At 32.6% G+C, this 20,611-nt stretch carries 22 protein-coding genes, 3 tRNA genes and 1 pseudogene; 18 read left to right on the top strand and 8 right to left on the bottom strand.

Annotation, left to right across the window (positions count from 1 at the left end; translation table 11 throughout):
- Positions 1-12: 12 nt before the first annotated feature.
- From QYZ68_RS03970 to QYZ68_RS03960, 3 genes are read left to right on the top strand one after another with little or no spacing between them, the layout of a single operon-like run.
- Positions 13-1,056, top strand: coding sequence for a hypothetical protein (locus QYZ68_RS03970; protein ID WP_301384263.1), 1,044 nt, complete (start codon positions 13-15; stop codon positions 1,054-1,056).
- Positions 1,056-2,216 (top strand): two-component system sensor histidine kinase NtrB, encoded by a 1,161-nt coding sequence (locus QYZ68_RS03965; protein ID WP_301384262.1) that lies wholly within the window; start codon positions 1,056-1,058, stop codon positions 2,214-2,216. Before QYZ68_RS03970 ends, QYZ68_RS03965 begins: the two co-directional genes overlap by 1 nt.
- Positions 2,209-3,573 (top strand): sigma-54-dependent transcriptional regulator, encoded by a 1,365-nt coding sequence (locus tag QYZ68_RS03960; RefSeq protein WP_301384261.1) that lies wholly within the window; start codon positions 2,209-2,211, stop codon positions 3,571-3,573. The genes QYZ68_RS03965 and QYZ68_RS03960 overlap by 8 nt, the downstream gene beginning before the upstream one ends.
- A gap of 62 nt (positions 3,574-3,635) precedes the next feature.
- On the opposite strand, the gene QYZ68_RS03955 is transcribed toward QYZ68_RS03960, so the two are convergent.
- The gene (locus QYZ68_RS03955; protein ID WP_301384260.1) at positions 3,636-4,523 is read right to left on the bottom strand and encodes a LysM peptidoglycan-binding domain-containing M23 family metallopeptidase; all 888 of its coding nucleotides are present in this window, start codon (positions 4,521-4,523) and stop codon (positions 3,636-3,638) included.
- 110 nt (positions 4,524-4,633) lie between these two features.
- Between QYZ68_RS03955 and QYZ68_RS03950 the strand changes: the two are divergent.
- The 3 genes and pseudogenes from QYZ68_RS03950 to QYZ68_RS03940 form a co-directional block, all read left to right on the top strand.
- Positions 4,634-4,900 (top strand): annotated as a pseudogene (locus tag QYZ68_RS03950) (nucleoside triphosphate pyrophosphohydrolase family protein); the annotation flags it as partial.
- A complete protein-coding gene (locus QYZ68_RS03945; protein ID WP_367317282.1) occupies positions 4,892-5,266 on the top strand; it encodes a nucleoside triphosphate pyrophosphohydrolase family protein in 375 nt (124 codons plus the stop codon). The pseudogene QYZ68_RS03950 and the gene QYZ68_RS03945, both read left to right, overlap by 9 nt.
- A 66-nt stretch (positions 5,267-5,332) precedes the next feature.
- Positions 5,333-6,202, top strand: a complete 870-nt coding sequence (locus QYZ68_RS03940) for a DUF368 domain-containing protein (RefSeq protein ID WP_301384259.1) — start codon at positions 5,333-5,335, stop codon at positions 6,200-6,202.
- On the opposite strand, the gene QYZ68_RS03935 is transcribed toward QYZ68_RS03940, so the two are convergent.
- The 3 genes from QYZ68_RS03935 to QYZ68_RS03925 all read right to left on the bottom strand — a co-directional run bounded on the left by QYZ68_RS03935 (position 6,184) and on the right by QYZ68_RS03925 (position 7,621).
- Positions 6,184-6,267: transfer RNA gene (locus QYZ68_RS03935), tRNA-Leu, on the bottom strand. The genes QYZ68_RS03940 and QYZ68_RS03935 overlap by 19 nt on opposite strands.
- Before the next feature lie 57 nt (positions 6,268-6,324).
- On the bottom strand, positions 6,325-7,050 hold the full coding sequence (locus QYZ68_RS03930; RefSeq protein ID WP_301384258.1) for a hypothetical protein: 726 nt from the start codon (positions 7,048-7,050) through the stop codon (positions 6,325-6,327).
- Positions 7,031-7,621 carry an ATP-dependent Clp protease proteolytic subunit gene (locus QYZ68_RS03925; RefSeq protein WP_301384257.1) on the bottom strand — a complete coding sequence of 197 codons (591 nt, stop codon included), beginning with the start codon at positions 7,619-7,621 and terminating at the stop codon, positions 7,031-7,033. Before QYZ68_RS03925 ends, QYZ68_RS03930 begins: the two co-directional genes overlap by 20 nt.
- A 61-nt stretch (positions 7,622-7,682) precedes the next feature.
- On the opposite strand from QYZ68_RS03925, the gene QYZ68_RS03920 reads away from it, so the two are divergent.
- The 7 genes from QYZ68_RS03920 to QYZ68_RS03890 all read left to right on the top strand — a co-directional run bounded on the left by QYZ68_RS03920 (position 7,683) and on the right by QYZ68_RS03890 (position 14,539).
- A complete protein-coding gene (locus tag QYZ68_RS03920) occupies positions 7,683-8,057 on the top strand; it encodes a hypothetical protein (RefSeq protein ID WP_301384256.1) in 375 nt (124 codons plus the stop codon).
- Entirely contained in the window at positions 8,047-9,159 is a 1,113-nt protein-coding gene (locus tag QYZ68_RS03915; RefSeq protein ID WP_301384255.1) for an NAD(P)/FAD-dependent oxidoreductase, read from the top strand. Before QYZ68_RS03920 ends, QYZ68_RS03915 begins: the two co-directional genes overlap by 11 nt.
- 220 nt (positions 9,160-9,379) lie before the next feature.
- The gene (locus tag QYZ68_RS03910) at positions 9,380-10,342 is read left to right on the top strand and encodes a ribonuclease Z (protein WP_301384254.1); all 963 of its coding nucleotides are present in this window, start codon (positions 9,380-9,382) and stop codon (positions 10,340-10,342) included.
- Positions 10,343-10,359: 17 nt separating this feature from the next.
- Complete coding sequence (locus QYZ68_RS03905; RefSeq protein WP_301384253.1) at positions 10,360-11,283, top strand: ABC transporter ATP-binding protein; 924 nt, start codon at positions 10,360-10,362, stop codon at positions 11,281-11,283.
- On the top strand, positions 11,283-12,017 hold the full coding sequence (locus tag QYZ68_RS03900; RefSeq protein WP_301384252.1) for an ABC transporter permease: 735 nt from the start codon (positions 11,283-11,285) through the stop codon (positions 12,015-12,017). Before QYZ68_RS03905 ends, QYZ68_RS03900 begins: the two co-directional genes overlap by 1 nt.
- Positions 12,018-12,023: 6 nt before the next feature.
- On the top strand, positions 12,024-13,526 hold the full coding sequence (locus QYZ68_RS03895) for a GldG family protein (RefSeq protein ID WP_301384251.1): 1,503 nt from the start codon (positions 12,024-12,026) through the stop codon (positions 13,524-13,526).
- A gap of 11 nt (positions 13,527-13,537) precedes the next feature.
- Positions 13,538-14,539 carry a DUF4340 domain-containing protein gene (locus QYZ68_RS03890; RefSeq protein WP_301384250.1) on the top strand — a complete coding sequence of 334 codons (1,002 nt, stop codon included), beginning with the start codon at positions 13,538-13,540 and terminating at the stop codon, positions 14,537-14,539.
- Here the strand turns inward: QYZ68_RS03890 and QYZ68_RS03885 are convergent.
- Both QYZ68_RS03885 and QYZ68_RS03880 read right to left on the bottom strand, forming a co-directional pair.
- Entirely contained in the window at positions 14,496-14,993 is a 498-nt protein-coding gene (locus QYZ68_RS03885; protein WP_301384249.1) for a hypothetical protein, read from the bottom strand. The two genes, QYZ68_RS03890 and QYZ68_RS03885, sit on opposite strands and share 44 nt — an antisense overlap.
- Before the next feature lie 55 nt (positions 14,994-15,048).
- Positions 15,049-16,506, bottom strand: a complete 1,458-nt coding sequence (locus QYZ68_RS03880) for a hypothetical protein (RefSeq protein WP_301384248.1) — start codon at positions 16,504-16,506, stop codon at positions 15,049-15,051.
- A gap of 108 nt (positions 16,507-16,614) precedes the next feature.
- On the opposite strand from QYZ68_RS03880, the gene QYZ68_RS03875 reads away from it, so the two are divergent.
- The 3 genes from QYZ68_RS03875 to QYZ68_RS03865 are packed head-to-tail and all read left to right on the top strand — an operon-like array spanning position 16,615 to position 18,895.
- Positions 16,615-17,064, top strand: coding sequence for a septum formation initiator family protein (locus tag QYZ68_RS03875; RefSeq protein ID WP_301384247.1), 450 nt, complete (start codon positions 16,615-16,617; stop codon positions 17,062-17,064).
- Positions 17,061-18,041, top strand: a complete 981-nt coding sequence (locus QYZ68_RS03870; protein ID WP_301384450.1) for an ABC transporter permease subunit — start codon at positions 17,061-17,063, stop codon at positions 18,039-18,041. Before QYZ68_RS03875 ends, QYZ68_RS03870 begins: the two co-directional genes overlap by 4 nt.
- A gap of 35 nt (positions 18,042-18,076) precedes the next feature.
- Entirely contained in the window at positions 18,077-18,895 is an 819-nt protein-coding gene (locus QYZ68_RS03865) for an ABC transporter permease subunit (RefSeq protein WP_301384448.1), read from the top strand.
- 2 nt (positions 18,896-18,897) lie between these two features.
- Here QYZ68_RS03865 and QYZ68_RS03860 read toward each other — a convergent pair whose 3' ends face one another.
- A complete protein-coding gene (locus QYZ68_RS03860) occupies positions 18,898-19,515 on the bottom strand; it encodes an endonuclease III domain-containing protein (protein ID WP_301384246.1) in 618 nt (205 codons plus the stop codon).
- Between the two features lie 90 nt (positions 19,516-19,605).
- Here QYZ68_RS03860 and QYZ68_RS03855 point away from each other — a divergent pair.
- Together QYZ68_RS03855 and QYZ68_RS03850 are read left to right on the top strand one after the other, a co-directional pair.
- A tRNA-Arg gene (locus tag QYZ68_RS03855) sits at positions 19,606-19,679 on the top strand.
- 6 nt (positions 19,680-19,685) lie between these two features.
- Positions 19,686-19,758 (top strand) — tRNA-Pro (locus tag QYZ68_RS03850).
- 47 nt (positions 19,759-19,805) lie between these two features.
- Here the strand turns inward: QYZ68_RS03850 and QYZ68_RS03845 are convergent.
- Positions 19,806-20,611 (bottom strand): P83/100 family protein (locus tag QYZ68_RS03845; RefSeq protein ID WP_301384245.1); only part of this gene is annotated, 806 nt, incomplete at its 5' end.

The following is a 20,611-nucleotide window of genomic DNA, read 5'->3' as shown; positions in this document are numbered from 1 at the left end:
GAGAAGTAAAATATGGAAATGGTACCCAAAATCACTAAAGAAATACTTAATGAATATGAAAAAGGCGCCCTCCCTAATGCGATTCTTTTTTTGGGAGACAGATTCTCTCACAAAAAAATAAGTGCTTTTGTGCTTGCAAAAAAAATATTAAAATCACAGAATTTAACAAACCCCAATCTACTAATATTCTCAAGCATTAATGCAGTAGAAGCAAAGGCATATCTTAATGCAGATTCAAATGAAGTTATAAACCAATACTTAAAATATGTTAAGAATGTCCTTTTCACTAAATACAATTTCAGCAGTGATAAAAACTTAAAAAAAATAGAAAAGAATGTTAATTTTATCAACTATATTTACTATAAAAACGAATACGGGGAGGCTACAAAAAAAGAACTTATTAAAAAAATTGAAGAGATAATTAAAGACATAAATTTCAACCTTACTGTTAATGAGATTAGAAAGATTAGAGCTTGGGCATTTTCAGAAAAGAATAAAACAAAAGTAATCTACATAAATGAAATCGAAAATTTATCCTTTAATGTTTACAATGCACTTCTTAAGATATTAGAAGAACCACCCTCAAATATTTATTTGATTTTATCCTCAAGAAATAAAAATAAAATTCCTAAAACAATACTATCAAGACTTAGATGCTACAATTTCCGAGGAGGAAATAGGGATTTTGAGGTTAAGAGCTTTAAAGCCATCTTTAATAAAAATGACGAACTTACAACCGAAGAGTACCTGAATTCATTTTACAGAGAAGAAAGCGAGACACTAAAGGGAGAAGCAAAGAGAATTTTGAATGTCATCAAAGAGAAACAGGGATTATTTAACCTTGAGACATTTAATTTTTTAAAAGATGAACTTACATTTAAATTGTTCCTAAAAGAACTTTCTACTCAACTCAGACATGAATTCTTAAACCAAAATTTAGATATTAATACCTATCTCAGAGGACTAGAACACTTAAAACATATTTTAAAACACATGCCTTATAATCAGAGCAGAAAACGAATAATAGAAAACCTGATGTTAATTTATGAGGATTAATGAGTAAATTTTTTAAAAAAGCCTTATCTAAGTTAAATAAACTATCAAGCGAACAAAAACTTAAGTTTATCCAAGATCTATATAGGAAAATAGAAATATATGATGGAATTTTTGCATCCATTAATGAAGGCATTCTTGTGCTTGATAAACTTAACAACATAATTTATCTAAATAAAATGCTATTCCAAATATTGACTCTAAATCCTGAGACTAAACTAGAAACCCTTAGCGATATTCAGATTCCAACCCTAACGAACTTAATAGAAGAATTAACCATAAATGAAGACAAAATAATAGGGTATGAATTTCAAATTTCAACGAATATGTTCATTAAAATATCATTTATGCCGTATGTTAAAGACCAAAGGCTTGAGGGGAACATTATTCTAATCGAGGACATTAAAGATAAAAAACACAAAGAAGAACTTTTCAGAAGAGCAGAAGCTCTAGCTGCCTTTACAAGACATGCAAGAAATATCGCACACGAGATTAAAAACCCGCTGGGAGCAATTGACATAAATTTACAGCTACTTAAGAAAGAGATAGACAGGCAAGAGCTTAAAAGCACTAAAGCAAATAATTACTTTAGAATAATAAAAGAAGAAATAAACAGGATGGATAAAACTGTAACAGATTTTCTGTTAACAGTAAGACCTATTAAGATAATGGCTGAAAAGAGAAATATCAATGACATCGTGGAGAGTGTATATAATTTGCTAAATCCAGAGTTAGAGAACAAAGACATTAAGCTACTTCTTCATCCTAAAAAAGTAAGCCCTGTTTTGGTTGACGAAAAACTTTTAAGGCAAGTCATAATCAACATAATAAAAAACGCAGAAGAAGCTCTAATTGAATCAAATAAAAGAATGAAAAAAATAGATATTTCTATCCAAGAGAGTAAAGATAAAATATATATCATAATAAAAGACAATGGAGACGGCATTAAAGATGAAACAAAAGATGAAATATTTAAGCCACAATTTAGCACAAAAGAGAAGGGAAGTGGCATAGGGCTTACTATTTCTTATAAAATAGTAAAAGAACACGGAGGTGAAATTTTCGTAGAGAGCAAGAACATGAAAGGAACAACTTTTACAATCACTCTTCCAAAATTGAACACAGACAAAATTTTAATTGAAGGATATTTAGAAAATGAGTAAGGTACTTGTAGCGGACGATGAAAAAAACATACGGGAAGGAATAGCAACCTATCTGGAAGAGGAGGGTTTTTTTGTATTTACTGCTAGTGACGGAGAAGAAGCACTTGAAACAATTGAAAATGAAAAAATTGATGCTGTGATATCCGACCTTAGAATGCCTCATTTATCAGGAGAGCAATTATTAAAAATCGCAAAAGATAAAAACTCAGACATACCTTTCATTATCCTTACAGCACACGGAACAGTTGATTCAGCAGTTGATGCTATGAGAGAAGGTGCTTATGATTTTTTAACAAAGCCGGTTGACCTTGAAAGGCTATTACTCGTAATAAAGAGAGCCTTAAATGACCGACATGATAAAATTCATGAAAGTATATCCTCAGAAAGTATTATTGTCAGAAAGGATTTAAACTACTACGAGCGTATACTTGGTAAATCTCTTGTTATGCAAAAAACGTTAGAATTAGTCAAAAAAATTGCTAAATCAAAGGCGTCTGTTCTAATTACGGGGGAAAGCGGAGTTGGGAAAGAAGTAATAGCAGACGCCATTTTTGACCTATCAAATAGAAATGATAAACCTTTCATTAAAGTAAATTGTGCAGCTCTTTCTGAGAGTATACTTGAAAGCGAACTTTTTGGCCATGAAAAAGGAGCGTTCACAGGTGCAATTTGTCAAAAAAAAGGTAGATTTGAACTTGCCGATAAGGGAACAATATTTTTGGATGAAATAGTAGAAACATCACCTGAGGTTCAAGTGAAACTGTTAAGAGTACTTCAAAATAAAACATTTGAACGAGTAGGTGGAGAATCCACCATGCAAGTTGACATCAGACTGTTAACAGCAACAAATAAAGATATTGAGGAAGAAATCAAGAAAGGCAGATTTAGGGAAGATTTATTTTATAGACTAAACATAATAAATATCAATATCCCACCCTTAAGAGAGAGAAAAGATGACATACAAAATCTAACAAACATATTGATTAAAAGCGTCGCTAATGAAAACAATAGAGAAGAAAAAAGCCTCTCCGGCGATGCAATGAAAGCTCTTTACGCATACGATTGGCCAGGCAATATTAGAGAATTAAAAAATGTACTTGAAAGTGCCCTAATACTCTCTAAAGGCAAACAAATTGTAAAAGATGACTTACCACCAAAGATTAAGAGTAACACAAATCAAATAGTAAAAATAACATTACCAATAGGCATAAGCTTAAAAGAAGCAGAAAGAGAAATCATTAAACAAACACTCCTATATTCTAAACACAATAAAAGCAAATGTGCCGAAATACTTAAAATAGGAAGAAAAACTCTTCACAACAAAATAACAGAATACGAAGACTACGACATTAACTAAATGAACCTTTTAGAACTTAAATAATGTAATGTTTTTATAACATTTAAAATTGCTTACATAGCCTACTTTAAAATTTTAACAGGATTGATTGGAGTATCCTTCTTTAATATTTCAAAATGTAGATGGGGTCCTGTTGACCGTCCCGTCTGGCCTACCCTACCAATAACATCTCCTGTTTTTAAAACATCTCCCCTACGCACAACATAAGAATTAAGATGACCATAAAGAGACTTAATGTTGTTTTTATGCTCAACAACAACAAAATTCCCATAAATATCATTATAGCCAACTACAACTACAACACCATAAGATGAGCAAAAGACTAGGGAATCCATTGGTGCCGCAAGATCTATGCCTGTATGAAAGCTATCGACACCAGTAAAGGGATCTGCCCTAACACCAAAATCAGAAGTAACAATAAATTTCTTTAAAGGAAAAATAAAATCAGAATTTAGAAAAAAAAGCATCTCTGTGTTTGAAAAAAAACTCAAATCTGGTTGCTGGGTAGAATCGAAAAAATAAAATTCATAAATTTTATCGTCTCTTTTAACCTTTATCTTTTCTGCCTTCGTTAAGTCTCTTGTAGCTAAAAGTAAATTATTAAATCTGTGCTTCTTATTATTAAGAATATAAAGGCCTTTCTTACTAGGAATTAAAATTTCTTGTCCCTCACTTAAAGAAGGAGAATCCAGTAAATTAACCGTAGCAATACTAGCCTGCCACCCATTTACCTTATTTGCAACCTTGAAAAAAGTATCTCCCTTTTTTACCCTATACGAGTAAATAAATAAGGGAACATTTTCCCTCTTATTGTATTTAGAAACTTTTGACCTAAGATCAAAAAAAACAGGATCCTTATTTGAGAAATTTTTTATCTCAGGATAAGAATAAAGACAATTAAAATGTAGAAAGGAGAAAACCACTCCTAACCCAAGAATGACTCTACTCACATACAAAACTCCAATGATACATCTGCCTAAACATAGTAAAGTTTTTTAAAAAAAGATACAATGGAGCAAACTTGTAAATAATAAAAAACTGTATTAGACTTGTCCTAACTGTGAAATTGAACGAATACCAAGTACAGGCAAAAAAGACTGCTAGATATAGAAGTAAGAAGGAAGAGCTGATCTTAACGACGCTTGGTCTTGCGGGGGAGACAGGCGAAGTTGTGGGGAAACTGAAAAAATTGATTCGAGATAAAGACTATGTACTTGATGATAGATATTTACTATCTATTAAGAAAGAACTCGGTGATGTGCTGTGGTACATTTCAAGCTTAAGTGGTAACCTCGGGATAACCCTTGAAGATGTTGCAATTACTAATTTAAAAACATTAAAAAATGTATATAAGGGTGATGTTACGGAGTTGAATGAATATCAAATTCGAGCAAGGGAAATTGGTGAATACGAGAACAAAAGGGAAGAATTAATCTTAACGATACTTGAACTTGCAGAGGAAACAGGCGAGGTTATAGAAAAAATAAAAAAACTGATTCGAGATAAGGACTATGTCCTTGATGATGAGTATTTACTATCTATTAAGAAAGAACTTGGTAATGTGCTGTGGTACATTTCAAACTTAAGCGCTGATCTTGGGGTAACCCTTGAAGATATTGCAATTACTAATTTAGAGAAATTAAAAAAAAGACATGAAGATGATACTATCAATGGTGAAGGGGATGAACGATAGGCAGATAACTTAATGCTAAATAAATCAGATATACGGGCGTTGCTAAGCATTTACATAAAGGGTTTATTGATCGGTATTGCCAACTTAATACCTGGAATCTCGGGTGGAACATTGGCACTCACTCTAGGAATTTATTATAGAATAATATATTCGTGCTCAGACCTCATTAGGACAAAGGGGAAAGAGAATATAACCTTTCTTGTAGTGCTTTCTTTTGGTATGCTGACCTCAATAGTGGTACTTTCGAAAGTATTGAAAATTTATCTCTTAGATGGAGAGACTGGGGAGGCATGTTTAACGATGTTTTTCATCGGATTAATTACAGGAAGCGTATTTAGCATAAAAAAAGAAATTAAAATGAGAGAATCCAATAATCAAGGCAAAACTGCGAAATACTTCCTATTCTTATGCGGTTTTTTTTCTGTGTTGTTTCTTCTGATCATGGAAAGCTATAATTTATCATTTGATACATCCAAGTATCAAGACAAAAAATCGATAGAGTACTACCTACTGATTGCTAGCTCAGGTATGATAAGCGGGTCTGCTGTAATCCTACCGGGAATTTCAGGCTCGCTATTACTGTTAAATCTTGGGGTCTATAAAGAAATCGTAATTATTGTCTCTGATTTTAATACAACGCTGTGCACAATATTCGGTATATTCGCAGCAATAGGAGCAGGGATTACAACCCTACTCGTTAAAAAAGCAATAGACAGGCATCTGATTAAATTCCTCTATCTGTCAACAGGTTTAATATCAGGTTCAGTTCTACAAATGCTACTCAGCATTACGAAGCTCAACTTAAACCCCTCCCTCTCATTCTTTATAATCCCCACCATTCTGCTCATCGCAGGACTTCACATAAACAAAATGTCTGAACACATAAAAGGCGAAGGCACTTCTGGCAAAGTGATCTATACCGAAGACCGGACTTGAACCGGTACGGGGCTTCCCCCTCAGGATTTTAAGTCCTGTGTGTCTACCACTTCCACCACTTCGGCAACGCTAGTAATCATATAATAATCAAATTATCATGTCAATCACAAGAATTTTAAAGTTTATTTAATAACAATGCCTTTCGGAAAACCGTCTAAATAAGATTCATCATTTAAAAAGCTTAAAAGAACATATAATAAAGAATGAAGAGACACATAAGCTGTAAAATTAGAATAAATCCTATAATTAACGTTGTTAATTATAGGCATAGGGTCCTTTGAATCTTGAACCAAACTAAAAAACCCTTTTCTAACTATTGTATCTAACATAATAAGCTCCACCCTATCTAGGATAAAAATCAAATTTTCATATTGAGAATTCAAGTATGCTATTTGCCCATTAAAACCAGAAATATCTAAATCGTTTATTATCTCATCATTAAGATTAAAAACAACTATTCCATATCTATTATTTTTAAATATAAAATCAACAACAACGCCTAGTTTCTGCGCATAAGACCCTTCAACAAAACCTAAAATTTTAACCTTAACCGATTCCTTAGCAAGAACACTAATGGAATACCGATTACTCTGTCTAATAAAATGAGACATTTTAAAGTTTCCAAACGAAACTCTATTATTAATTAAATCCAACTCCTTGTGACTATTTAAATTTTTAACAATAACTAAATCAAAATCCGACAAAGAAACATTGTAGGCGGTGTCTAGTAACAAATTCAGAGAATCAAGATTTCGATCAAAACTAGCAACACTAAACTCCAAAATACTAAATTCTGTTTGCGATGAATTACAAGACAAAATCAGAAAACTAAGTAATAGATTTCTCAAGTTCAAGTCTAGTTTCAACAATCTTAAAGACAAGACCATATTTCATTGCATCTTCACTAGTTAACCAAAAATCTCTATCAGTATCCTTTTCTACCCTAGAAAGCTTCTGTCCTGTTTCTTTTGCAATAATATCATTAAGCTCCCTCTTAATTTTATTAAGTTCGTTTGCATAAATCTCAATATCCGTAGCGACGCCTTTAAAACCACTTAAAGGCTGATGCAACAGATATCTTGCACGTGGCAAAGAAAATCTACTCTTTGAGTCTGAAGCTAAGAATATCAAAGCACCAGCACTAGCCACAAGCCCAACTCCAATTGTAAAAACTTTAGGTTTCACAAACCGTATCATATTAAAAATAGCAAACCCAGCGTCAATATCACCACCCTCTGAGTCAATATAGACAAATATAGGCTTCGCGTAGTCTGATGCTTCTAAAAACAATATCTTCTCCTGAAATAACTTCGAAGTATCCTTATTAATCTCTCCTGTGATGACTATTGCTCTACTCTTTAATGAAAACTCCAATGCCCGATGCAATTCCGTTTGAGCCTTAAGATCTTTACATTCCATACTCCTACCCTTCTAATAAATGTAATGATACATATTATAATTTAAAACAAAGGGTTTTAAAATGTCTAAAAAGTCAAAAATTATTCAAAAAGACCATACAGAGTTAAACATAAATAATGAGATTGATGCTCTAATAAATAAAACATCAACCTTTAAAGAAGGCACTCTAAAAAATTTCAACGATAGAAAATTTTATAAAAATTTAAAAATAAACAGCCTAGTAACAATGAAATTTGAAACAAAATTCTTAAAACAAAATCTTAAAACCCCAAACATCAAAATTGACCTAACCTCAAACATTGTGTATTACTCGTATTATGACGAAAACCATTTCGTGTATTATTCATCTAAAAAGGCACCCTCTGGGGTTGCAAAAGTATTACTAAGAATAATCAATGTCACCTTCATTACCGGTAGTATTATTAATGGAATTTGAATTTGCAGTCATTGGTGGGGGTATTGCTGGTAGTACTTTAACTTACGAACTAATTAAAAGGAAAAAAAGTGTAATTTTATTTGATAACGAAAACGAAAAGGCAACAACTGTAGCGGGAGGACTTATTAACCCTATTATGGGAAGAAAAATGAATACTGCTTGGAAAGAGCCTGAAATTTTCGAATTCTCAATTCAATATTACAAGGATATTGAAAAAAACGTTAACTGTTCTTTTTTAGAAGAAAAACCCATTTTCAGACCATTTACTACAAAAACACAGAAAGAAGAAATTCTTCTTAAGATGAAAAAAGATAAGAATATACAAAATTTCATACTATCAATAAAAGGAGGAAAAATTTACGATTTTTCTTCTGATAATGATGGAGGGATGCTAACTAAGGGAGCCGTAGTCAATACAACTTCATACATAGAAACCATTAGGGAGTATTTTATCAAAAACAATGCATACATCAAAGCAGAAATCAATGAAAATACAATTCAAATAAGTGAACAATCTTTTAAAATCAAAGCATTTAAATTCAAAAAATTAATCTTTACAAGAGGGTATAAAGAAATAACTACAAATCTTTTTTCATATCTCCCATTCAGACCAGCAAAAGGAGAGATGCTAATATTGGAAATTAAAGGATTAAATCTTAGAGAAACTTACAACAGACACATATCATTAATACCTTTAAAAAACAATAAATTCTACCTTGGCGGTACTTATGAATGGAAAAATTTAGACACAAGCACAAACGAGTGGGCAAAAGAAGAACTTATAGCTAAACTTAAAAAAATTACAAACTTAAGCTACAGCATCATACAACATAAAGCACATGTAAGACCCTCTACCCTTGACAGAGAACCTTTCCTTGGCGAGCACCCAAAATACAGAAACATATTCATACTAAACGGACTAGGAACAAGAGGTATATCAATGGCACCTTATCTATCTCAAAGTATTATAGATTACATTGAAAAAAAATCTAACCTTCCTTCTCATTATGATATTTACAGATATGCAAATTTTTATAAAGAAACAAACAATTTTTTTGCAATATATCTAAATTTAGAAAAAAATAATATAATGCTTAAGTGAAAAATAAACTAAATTTTCAACACCGGAGCAGTGCTTGTCTGTGTTTTATGGGATAGATATTTTCGCTAAGATAACAAGGAGTATCTGCTATTAGAATCCAAAATGGTAAAAAAGGCCATGCCACTTGTGCAAATCGCCCGTTCATTTTTAAGGTAAAATTGCAGGCTGGTCCTTTTGCCTTAAAGACAGCAAAAAAGAAAAAAGAACTGGGAGAATATTTTTGAGTTTCAATATTAACATTCTCGGCACTGGGGGAACAAGACCACTACATAACAGATATTTAACTTCTGTACTAGTAGAATACTATGGGGATAATTTTCTCTTTGATTGTGGGGAAGCTACACAAATGTCTCTCAGAAAACAAAAGATATCATGGCAAAAAATTAAAGTCATCTGCATCACACACTTGCATGCTGACCACATCACAGGATTACTTGGAATGGTAATGCTTATGGCACAAAGTGGAGAAACAAGAAAAGAACCTCTAACTATTATTGGACCCGTTGGAATTAAAAGGTATTTAGAAACAAATATTGAACTTTTAAAAGTACATAAAAATTATGAGATCTTGTATCAAGAAATTATAATCAATAAAACAGAAGAGGTTCTGTATGAAGATAAAAGAAAGATAATTGAATACAGAAAATTAAGACATTCTGTAGATTGTGTCGGATATCTGTTTATAGAGAAAGATAGGCCTGGAAAATTTGACAACCAAAAGGCAGAGACCCTTAATATACCCAAGGAACACATTAGAAAAAAATTACAGGATGGACATGAGATTGTACTTGATGGGAAGAAAATACTTCCCTCTGATGTTTTAGGAGAACCCCAGAAAGGTTTAAAGTTCGCATACATTACAGACACAGGCTATTTTGAAGATTTAATCTCGCATATTAAAAACTTTAATCTGGTTATAATTGAGAGTACATTTAAAGATGAATTAAAAAAAGAAGCCGAAAAGAAATTGCACTTAACTGCACAATCAGCGGCAGCAATTGCAAGAAGAGCAGGAGTTAGTCAAACAGGTCTCATTCATTTTAGTGAAAGATACACACTAAACAAAGACTTATGTGAATTACTAAACGAAGCGAGACAAGAATACCCGAACGGAGAAATATTTTTAACAAAAGATGGAATGAGACTTGAAGCAAATAAAAATAAGTTTATTATAAAATATTAGTATCTAAGGAGAAGTATATGATAAACGTAAAAAATGTCACTAAAATATACGGTTCATTTACAGCCCTCTTTAATGTTAGCTTTAAGGTTAACGAAGGAGAGGTGCTTGGCATACTTGGACCAAATGGGGCAGGTAAATCGACATTGATCAAAATTTTAACATCGTTTCACTACCCCAGCAAGGGATATGTAGAAATCTTTGAAAGAGATATCACAGAGAATCCAACAGAAATACTTCAAAACATAGGATACGTGCCTGAAAAACTAGCTCTTTATCCCGAACTATCTGTTAACGAATATTTAAACTTCATCTCAGAAATCAAATGTATTCAATCTCCTAAAAAGGAAATAGAGAAAGCCATGAGCGTTTTTAAACTCAACAGTGTTAAAAATAAATTAATATCTAATCTATCAAAAGGATTTAAGCAAAGAGTAGGAATAGCTGGGGCTTTATTAAATAATCCCAAGCTTGTAATACTTGATGAGCCTACAAATGGACTTGACCCAAATCAAATTATAGAATTTAAAGATTTTTTGAAAGAACTGGAAAAGACTAGTACAATACTCTTTTCCTCTCATATTTTAAGTGAAGTGGAGTCTATCTGTAAGAGAATAATCATTATTAATAAAGGAGAAATTATTGCTGATGACACTAAAGAAAACATAGTTAAAAACAGACTCAAAGAAACTGAGCTAGAGCTAGTTGTCTATAAAGATTCTGAACTAACTAAAGAACATTTTACCAATAACGATATATTCACATTAATAAAAGCAGAAGAATATGAAAACGAAATCAATATTTCATTGAAACTTGCTCCTGATAAAACGGAAAGAGAGCTGTTTAATTATATAGTAAGTAAGGGCGTCTTATTAAAGGCAATGATTCCAAAACATGAAAGCTTGGAAAAAATCTTTAGCAAACTTACAAAGGAGATAGCATAATGAAAATGAACTTAAGGCAATCCTTGGCTTTATCAAAAAAAGAATTGAAAGTTTTATTCGGAACACCAACCGCATATGTTGTAATTCTATTTTTCTTAATATTTATAAACTTTTCTTTTATATTTTTCTCAGGATTTTTCATCAAGGATAATGCCTCGTTAGTATCTTACTTTTCGTCAATGCCCATTATCTTAATGTTAGTCTTGCCAGCACTTAGCATGGGAGTTTTTTCAGAAGAACACAAAACAGGAAGCATTGAACTACTTTATGCACTCCCGATAAGTCCACAAGAAATAGTAATTGGAAAATTCATTACACTTAAAATATTTACATTAATACTTTTCGCTTTAACACTACCCCTAACGGTAATGACCGTTTTTATGGGGGAGTTTGACCTTGGCATAGTATTTCTGCAATATTTAGGAATAATCCTCTATTCTTATTCCGTTCTTAGTATGGGAGTATTCATATCCTCCATTACTAAAAGTCAAATAGTATCGTATGTACTAACCGTGTTCATTCTAGTGTTGATAATATTTTCAGGAAAGCTAGTAATGATATTTGGCAAAGAAAATATATTTGGAGAAATGCTTAACTTTATCTCAATTGCTAACCACTTTAGTTACTTTAATATGGGAATACTAAACCTATCAGATCTTATTTATTTCATTACATTTTCAGTTACATTCCTCATATTAACTTCATATAGCATAAGATTGAAAAAATGGAGATAATTACTTATGAAAAATAAAAATAATGAAATTATAAATCTAATTTTAAACCTTGGAATAATATTTTTAGTTCTTTGCAACATATCTATTTTCGTTTTCAAGATAGACCTTACCAAAAATAAAGCTTTCACAATTTCTTCGGTTACAAAAGATTTGTTTTCCAATGCAAACGAAAAAATATACATTACTTACTATAATTCCTCAAGTCTTGGTAATTATTTTGCATTTCCAGATCAAATAAAAAATTTCCTGACGAGTTTTTCTGATGCCTCAAACGGACAAGTAATTTACAGGGAAATCGACGCTGATAAGGTATCTTCTCCTTTGGAACAAATCGGAATTCCATCCCAACAAATTGACCTCAGAGATATCAATCAACTCTCTATACTTAAAATATATTCAGGAATCGAAGTAATTTACGAAGGAAAACGAGAGGTACTACCTATTGTTACTGAGATTGGAAATCTAGAGTATGAACTTGCAAGTAGTCTAGACAAATTAATCAACAACACAAAAAAAGTTCTAGGGCTTGTTTTTGGGGATACAACATTAAAAGAAACACATAAAAGCTTCACAGAGATAATGAAGAAAGCTTTCAAAACCGATATTCAAGAAATAGATCTTAATAAGGAGCAACTAAAGGATATTAACGGCTTATTTGTAATTGGTGCTAAGGAAATAAACAATGAATTGATGAAAAAAATTGACGAATTTATTGTAAATAACGGAAAAGTATTATTTGCTACAAGTAAAATTGATTATAATCCTCAAAATCCGTACGCAACGGCTCCCCTTAAATCTCCACTTTTCAATCTGATTGAAAATTATGGGGTTAAATACAATGAAAATATTATACTTGACAAAAGAGCTCCAAATCTTTTCTTGGGGGGATATTTTCAAATTTATCATCCGTGGATATTAATCGATAAAAGTAGCATTATCGATCCCAAAAATCCTTTATTTAAAAATTTCTATGATGCTTTAATTCCTTGGAGTAATTCACTAGAACTTTTAGAAAACAAAGAGAGCGACATAAAGTACTTACCTCTATTTGCAAGCTCCAAAGAATCTTGGCAAGTTAAAGATGAAAATATTTCAAGCATAGCGATGCATTCATTTGATGTTCCAAAAACTTTTGACAAAGAAGATACACAAAAGATTCTTGGATATTATATTGAAGGACAAATTAAAAGTTTTTTTAATGACAAAAAATCCGAAAATTCAAAGATAATTTTTCTAGGCTCAAGTATGGTGTTTAGTGATTATATGTATAATGGTTCACCTTCAAACTTTGAACTTGCTGGACGAATTTCAGATTATTTAATGCAAAAGGAAGCATTTTTTAGCATTAAATCAAGAGAAGTACGCTCTAAACTAAAATTTGTAAGTTCTTCACAAGAAATGATAAATGCAAAATTTTTGCTAATAATCGTAAATTTATTACTATTGCCGGGAGCAGTAATAATATTTGGAATTATCAGATTCACCCAAAAAAGAAGAACTAACTACTAAAGGAGCATTTTATGGAGAAGAAAGGAACATTGTTAGGAAAGAAAGAGTACATGAAGATAGCGATGATTTTTATACTACTATCTTCATCCTTGTTAGGGATAGTATTTTCAAATAAAAATAAGGTTACAAGAATTTTACAAGAAAAATTAGTTGAAATTGACTTTAATCAAATTGCAAAAATTGAGACAGAGCTTGAGGGTAATCTTACAAAAACAGAAAAAGGATGGGAACTTAAATATAATGATGTCAATCTTCCAATTGATGAGAAAAGAGTAACCTCTATGATCCAAGCTCTAAAGAATTTACAAAAAAACAAACTTGTGAGCAGAGATCCCAAAAAACATAAAGAACTAGGTATTAAAGAAAATCCAGATTTTAAATTTTTTGATGACAAAAATAACTTGATAACAGAGATATTTATTGGAAACTCAGGAGAAGGGGATTCAAGATTATCCTACATAAAAAGAAGTGATGATAATGTATACTTAACCAATAATATTTTCTTATCATACAAAGGTAATTCTTACAATACGTTTGCAAATACCAAACTTTTCAGAGAAGAAAACTCAAAACTGGAAAAATTATCTCTGGTAATATTTAATAAACCAAACAAAGATGAAGAAGATGCAATACAAAGTAATTATAATTTATATAAAAAAGATGAACTTTATTTTTTAAACGAGGAGCATTTAAAAAAAGAAAAACCATTGCAGATGATCAAAGAATTTACAACAGATGGATTTGAAATAGATAAAAATAAAATCAAGGAACATAAACTCCAATACAACATTGAAATCATATGGAGCAACAAAAGCGTAAACAACATCGATGTTTACTTTAGTAAAGATGAAAAAGACAAGGACATTCTACTTAAGAAAGACAACGATGAGTATTACTACATCACCAATAAATGGGCTTTCTTCGATGTATTTAATTTAGAAAAAAACATAAAGATAAACGATATTCACTTTAGTGAGGATCATACACATGATGACCATGAACATCACCATTAATATTCTGATGTATGCGATATAGGACAAAAAGAGCAAAATACAGATAAAGAAGAGACATTAGAACAAGATAAGAGTTTAAAACATATAATATCCTGCCCCTTGGTAGGATATTGTAATACACAACTAAATCAATTAATTCATTACCCAATTCAAAGGTAGCATTAAATTTTTTTATAAAAACACCGTTCTTCAAAAGCACTGGCTCCGCTTCATCTGAGGATTTATAAATTAAGTCATCTTTTGTTTTATAAACTAAAATTCCATTAACTGAAGAGAACAAATAATAAGAACTAACCAAATCATGTTCTCCCAAAGTCTTATCGAAATACTGTTCCAAATCCAGACCTCTGAAAAACTCCACATTGTAAGTTTTAACATCATCTACTAAATAAGCAAGATCAAAATCTATCTGGCTTACAAACTTGCTAACGAAATAAAAAAAGACCAAAAACAAAAACAAGACTGCAGTAATGAAAAATAAAAGGCAGTACCTTATTAAACAAATAATTTTACTCTCTTACCAACAAACGCTTAATCTTTTGCAAAATCTCATACTCTCGCCTACTCTTAAAATTACCACCCTTCCTAGAGTCAACAGCAAGATCCCCCTCCAGTTTATCAATAAACTTAATTAAAACTGACCTTTCCTCTGAGCTTAACTCAAGTTTGCTTAAATAAGCATCATCATCAAATTTGTTTATAACCTTCTCAACTTCGGTGAAACTAAAACTGGATGAATCATCCCCTAACCCGCCCCTAGTTTGTATATTAGGATGTAAATCCAATTCTTCATTCTGTCCCAATCTCTCCCCCAAATTCTCCAACCGACTGTTGTAAAGGTTCCCTTCCTCAAAATCTCCAATACAATTCTGCAAATTTGAACAATCTAAATCTGTTTTTAAAACATCTTCAAAATCGTCAAGTTCCTTAAAATCAGAAAAAACTCCACCTTTCTGTTTTTGCCCAGAAACATTTTCACATTCTCCATTCAAAATCGATTCACAATCATTTATACCGCCCTCTAAATCAACAGAAACCCCAGCAGGATTACACTCCCTTTCTCCTCCCTCATGTTCCTCGTTACCCAAAAGCTTCAAATCTTTCTCAGGAAATGCTACTTCATCTTCTTTCAAGCTCTCATTTAGATAAAAATCAAGATCCTTAACATCGCCCTCTTGATTCTCAACAACCCCCAAACTACCAAGGTAACCAACATTGTCACCAGTCTCCTCACCAAACCTACTATCATTACTCTCAGAGACACTAGGTAAAACAAAAGAAGAAGCTTCTTCTAGCAAGTTCTCTTCATTTCTTGAGTCAAAATTAATATCCAGGGGTTCTGTGCTCTCTTCGCTTTCCTGATTATTCCCGAAGTCACTTTCCTCCTTCAAAGACCCATTGCACTCAGCCTCCACGCTCGACTCATCAAATTCCATATTAGAAAGCTCTCCAACAGAAACATCCTCATTCAAATCTTTCCCTAAATCACTACCACTTAAAATCTCATTACTATCCTTTGTAATATCATTCAAGCCCTCAAGTAAAGCATCCAACTCTTCCTGATCAATTGCAATATTGGGCAAATTACTCTCTTTTCTTAAAAGAAATTCACTAAGTTCACTCTCCGCTTTGTCACTAGACTGAGCAAGGGGAGCCGCGCCTTCAAAGAAACTTAATCTAGATCTTCCAGAATCTTGAGAAGACTCCAAACCATGTCGTATTTCATTCTCAACCCTTGAAATACGAACATCAACCTCCCTTAAATAATTAACCAGCTCAACATGTCTCTCTTTTAAAGAATCATCTAATTTTAGTAACTTCTCATCCAGAAGCTCTTTAATCCCATCAGAATGTAGAGCGCCCCTACCAACACCCGAAGAATGTAAAAATACACGCTCCATATCAAAATCGACTTCTCTAGGTCCTTCCTTAACGAAAAAAGCACCTACGCAACCTTCCATATTCAAACTCATTCTCCAAATCTTACTTAATACAAATTGGGCAATCTACAGGCCCACAGCAAAAGCCCACATACTTGTAAATATAGTATATTAGAAATACAATTACAAGGTAATATGTTTTTGGTGAAAAAAATTGTACTGTCGGTGTATGTGGGACTGGTAGGGTATTTCATGATCACTCCGATCTTCGGAGAGAGAGGGATTGTTAGCTATAAAGAACTACACAATAGTTCAGTCTTGATGAGAGACCATATCGCATCGTTGAAAGAAATACAGAAAACTTTAAAGGCGAAGTACATTAATCTGCAAATATCCAAACCTGCAATCTTAAGAGAAGCAAGTAAAATTGGATACTATCCTAGGAATTCAGTAGTAATAAAAAATTTGAATGATGTTGATAGTTACAGCCAAGGGAGCATTTTGTATTTACAAAAAACACCTAGGAACAGTAATGTAGAGAAAAATTTTTACCTAATCTCAGTAGTGATATCTCTCATTTTTTATTTTGTGTTAAGCTACCTAGAAACACTCAATATTCTTAACAAAGGAAGGTCGACCTTATAGCTGCGTTTATTTTAAAAAATGTATTACTTACAGCGATCAATATTGTTGTATCGACGTTTTTTTGTATGTCATTGTTAAACATGTTCTCGAGTAACAGCTCCGGCGTTCCGTTTGTTCAAAAAAATGTATTTAAGGAATACCTAGAATACGTTGGATTGCTTAAAAGCATTGTAAGTTACAAGGTAGTTTATGATTTTGATCCCAACTTAGCTTTGGACAAAAGTTGCTTTGCTAAACAAATTGCAGGAAATTCATACATGGTATACAAAACAAAGTATAAGGGATTAATATGGGGGGAGCCTCGTTACTCGCCACTAACGAAAGGCAGTCCGACAATAAACGTAATTTTCAGCAAAATAAAAAACACATTAAAGCTGTCGATTCCAGGCATCACATTCGCCTACATAATTGCTGTCTCTTTTGTTATCGCTTGGACTCTAGTTGTAAAAAATAACAGTCTGAATAACGTTTTGGATTACATAATGTTATTTCTAAATTCGCTGCCACGGAACCTGGTTATAATGCTAATAATTTCCACGCTCTATTATTTCAACATGGATCCAAAAAATTCAATAATGGGTGGTTTTGGATGGTTTTTTTCATTTTTCCTGTTTAACGCAGTTATTTTCAAGCAAGCCCTACACAAAAATCTGGCTGAGTGCTACATAACAACTGCAAAATCAAAAGGACTTAAAAGAATAAAAGTAATACTACGTCATGCATTAACTCCCTCATTAATCCCAATAGTTACCAACCTCAGGTCTACCCTTGCAACAACTTTCTTTGGTACATCTATGATTGAAACAATGTTTGGAATCGATGGAGTAGGTTCTCTGACAATTAATTCCATCAAAAGTAATGATTATGTTATTTACAAGGACTTAATATTCGTTGGGGTTTTTATTATGCTTATAGCAAATTTAGTAAGTGACATATTGGCATATAAAATCAATCCTTACAGAGGAGACCTAGAATAATAGTGAAAAAATTTAAGAAATTATGTCTTGTATTAATGGGGGTCTTTTTTTTAATTTTAATGGCACTTCCGTTCTTAATTAACGATACTTCAAGGCTTGCGATATACAGAAAAGATCCAAATAGAGTATACGTTGAAACAATAAATAAGCTTCCTCAACCTCCAACTGTTGACAACCCTTTAGGAACGGATAAAATGGGAAGAGATATAATGGCGAGGCTAATACTCGCCACTAGAAATTCTATTTTGCTTGCGTTTAGCTATGCGACAATTTCAGCTTTAATTGGAATTTTTGTAGGAATAATAATTGGAAGCTTTAAATTTAAGACTTGCATACTAATATCGAAATTAATAGAAGCACTACAAACGGTGCCGTTTTCTTACATACTGATATTAATTTTCTACCATTTTGCAAAACAAAAAAATTACAATATATTGGAGGTAGCTGTTGTCTTGGCTTTAATACACGGATGGATTCCGTTCTCATTTTTGACAAGGAACAGTACCATAGTAATAAAAAACCTCGACTACGTTAAAGCAAGTCGGACTATGGGAGCGGGTAACCTTAGACTGACAATAAACCATATATTCCCAGAGATTTTCTCGTCAATATCATCAATCATTCCTCTACAAATATCGAAAAGCTTAACTACATTCGAGATAGTAAACTATTTACAAAAAGAAAATAGAAGATTTTATCCAAGCCTTGGAGAACTTTTAAGCTATATGGAAATGGGAAGAGAATACTTTTGGGTATGGGGAAACCCCTTATTAGTACTGCTAACAATTAACATAATTCTAGCTTTAATAAGCTTTAAACTTAAAAAACACGTGAAATATTTCATTTCATCGTAAGATTAAAAAAGTCTTGGTGAAAACTCTTCTAGGAAACAATTTCTGCAATCTTTAGCACGAGACGTACAGATATCTCTTCCGTGTTTGTTGATGGCCATGGAGAATCTGTATTGTTTATCAGACGGTATTTTATTCTTTAAATCTAATTCAATTTTTAGGGGGGTTTTCTCAAGGGTAATTCTGTGTCTTGTGACAACCCTGCTAAAATGAGTATCTACAATTATTGCAGGCTGGTTATAAACAACTCCAAGAATAACATTAGCTGTCTTCCTACCCACTCCTGGAAGAGATACAAGATCTAAAATATTATCCGGAATTACACCTTTAAAATTCTTTAAAAGAATCCGTGCACAATTTATGATGTTCCTAGATTTGTTTGTATAAAACCCCAAGCTATAAATTAATTTCTCAACTTCCATTAAATTAGCATTAGCCAATCTCTGAAAACTTCCGTACCTTTTAAAAAGACTAGGCGCAATTTTATTAACCATATTATCTGTTGTTCTTGCACTTAAAATCACCATCACTAAAAGCTCGTAATTATTTTTAAAATTTAGAAAAGGCTTAACATCCGGATATCTAGATAAAGTCTCATTTACAATTAAATCAACATCAAGCATAGAAAAATTATAAAAAATATAGAATATTAAGCAATAAACACTTTATTGACAGGGATTTTCTAACATGATATACTCAACCTTAGTTTAAAAGCGCTAATAGCTCAATTGGATAGAGCAACAGACTTCTAATCTGTAGGTTTTAGGTTCGAGTCCTAATTGGCGCGTGCTGCCGGGACGTGGCCTAGTGGCTAAGGCACCTGCTTTGGGAGCAGGGGATCGTGAGTTCGAATCCCACCGTCCCGATCTTTACTCATCCAGCGCACACACCTCTTTTTCGTATTTTGGCAAGGCTAGGGAACTCTTTTCAGAGTTTTTATGTCCAGGATTGCGACCTTCCCAGTTGCGTCTTGCAAATAAACAAATTCGTTACTAACAGTAAAGCTTGTAAATGGCAAGACTTCATCTTCTGAAAGTATGAAATCACTTAAATCCTTTGAGGAAAACTTTGCTAATTTCCAAACATTATTGTCTTTAACGACTACCAGAATCATTTTTGCATCAACAAAAAGTGAAGAATCCCTACTTAACTCAAATTGTGACTCAGATTTAACTTTTAAATCATCTGCCTTATTAATCAGCTGAAGCTTTGCAATACCCGAACAGAGCTTTATCACCACTAAATCATCTGCCCTCTCATAAACCCCATACCGCCTAATTCCATGCTGAGAGGCCTCCTTTAACTTATTCCCATCAGAATCAACAAACTGCAATACCCCCAAATTCGTACTCGGGTCAAGCACTTCTAGAAAAACAAACTTATGATCAGATTTCCTACCAGATGACTGATCTAATGATGTTCCCGTAGCATTCCCATTCTCCCTATTACTATCTATCACACTCTCTTGCCGTTCATTATCCCTCTCATCCACCTTAGGAAAACCCATATCTCCTGGCTTTGGTAAATCCTTGTCCTTATTTTTATTATCAATATCCTCCTGTAACCTTTCCTTAACCATATCTCTTTGCGCATCCAACTTATCTTGACCTTTGTCTAATTGCTCCTGAGTTCCCTTAAGATCACTACCCTTCTTTTCCAAAGCTTCTCTCTCATCTCTCTTATCTTTAATCTGCTCCTCTAGCCTACCCTTCTCATCCT

This window comes from Borrelia sp. P9F1 (assembly GCF_030436115.1).
In the GTDB taxonomy this organism is placed as follows: Bacteria; Spirochaetota; Spirochaetia; order Borreliales; family Borreliaceae; genus Borrelia.
This window is presented reverse-complemented; position numbering and strand designations above follow the sequence as displayed.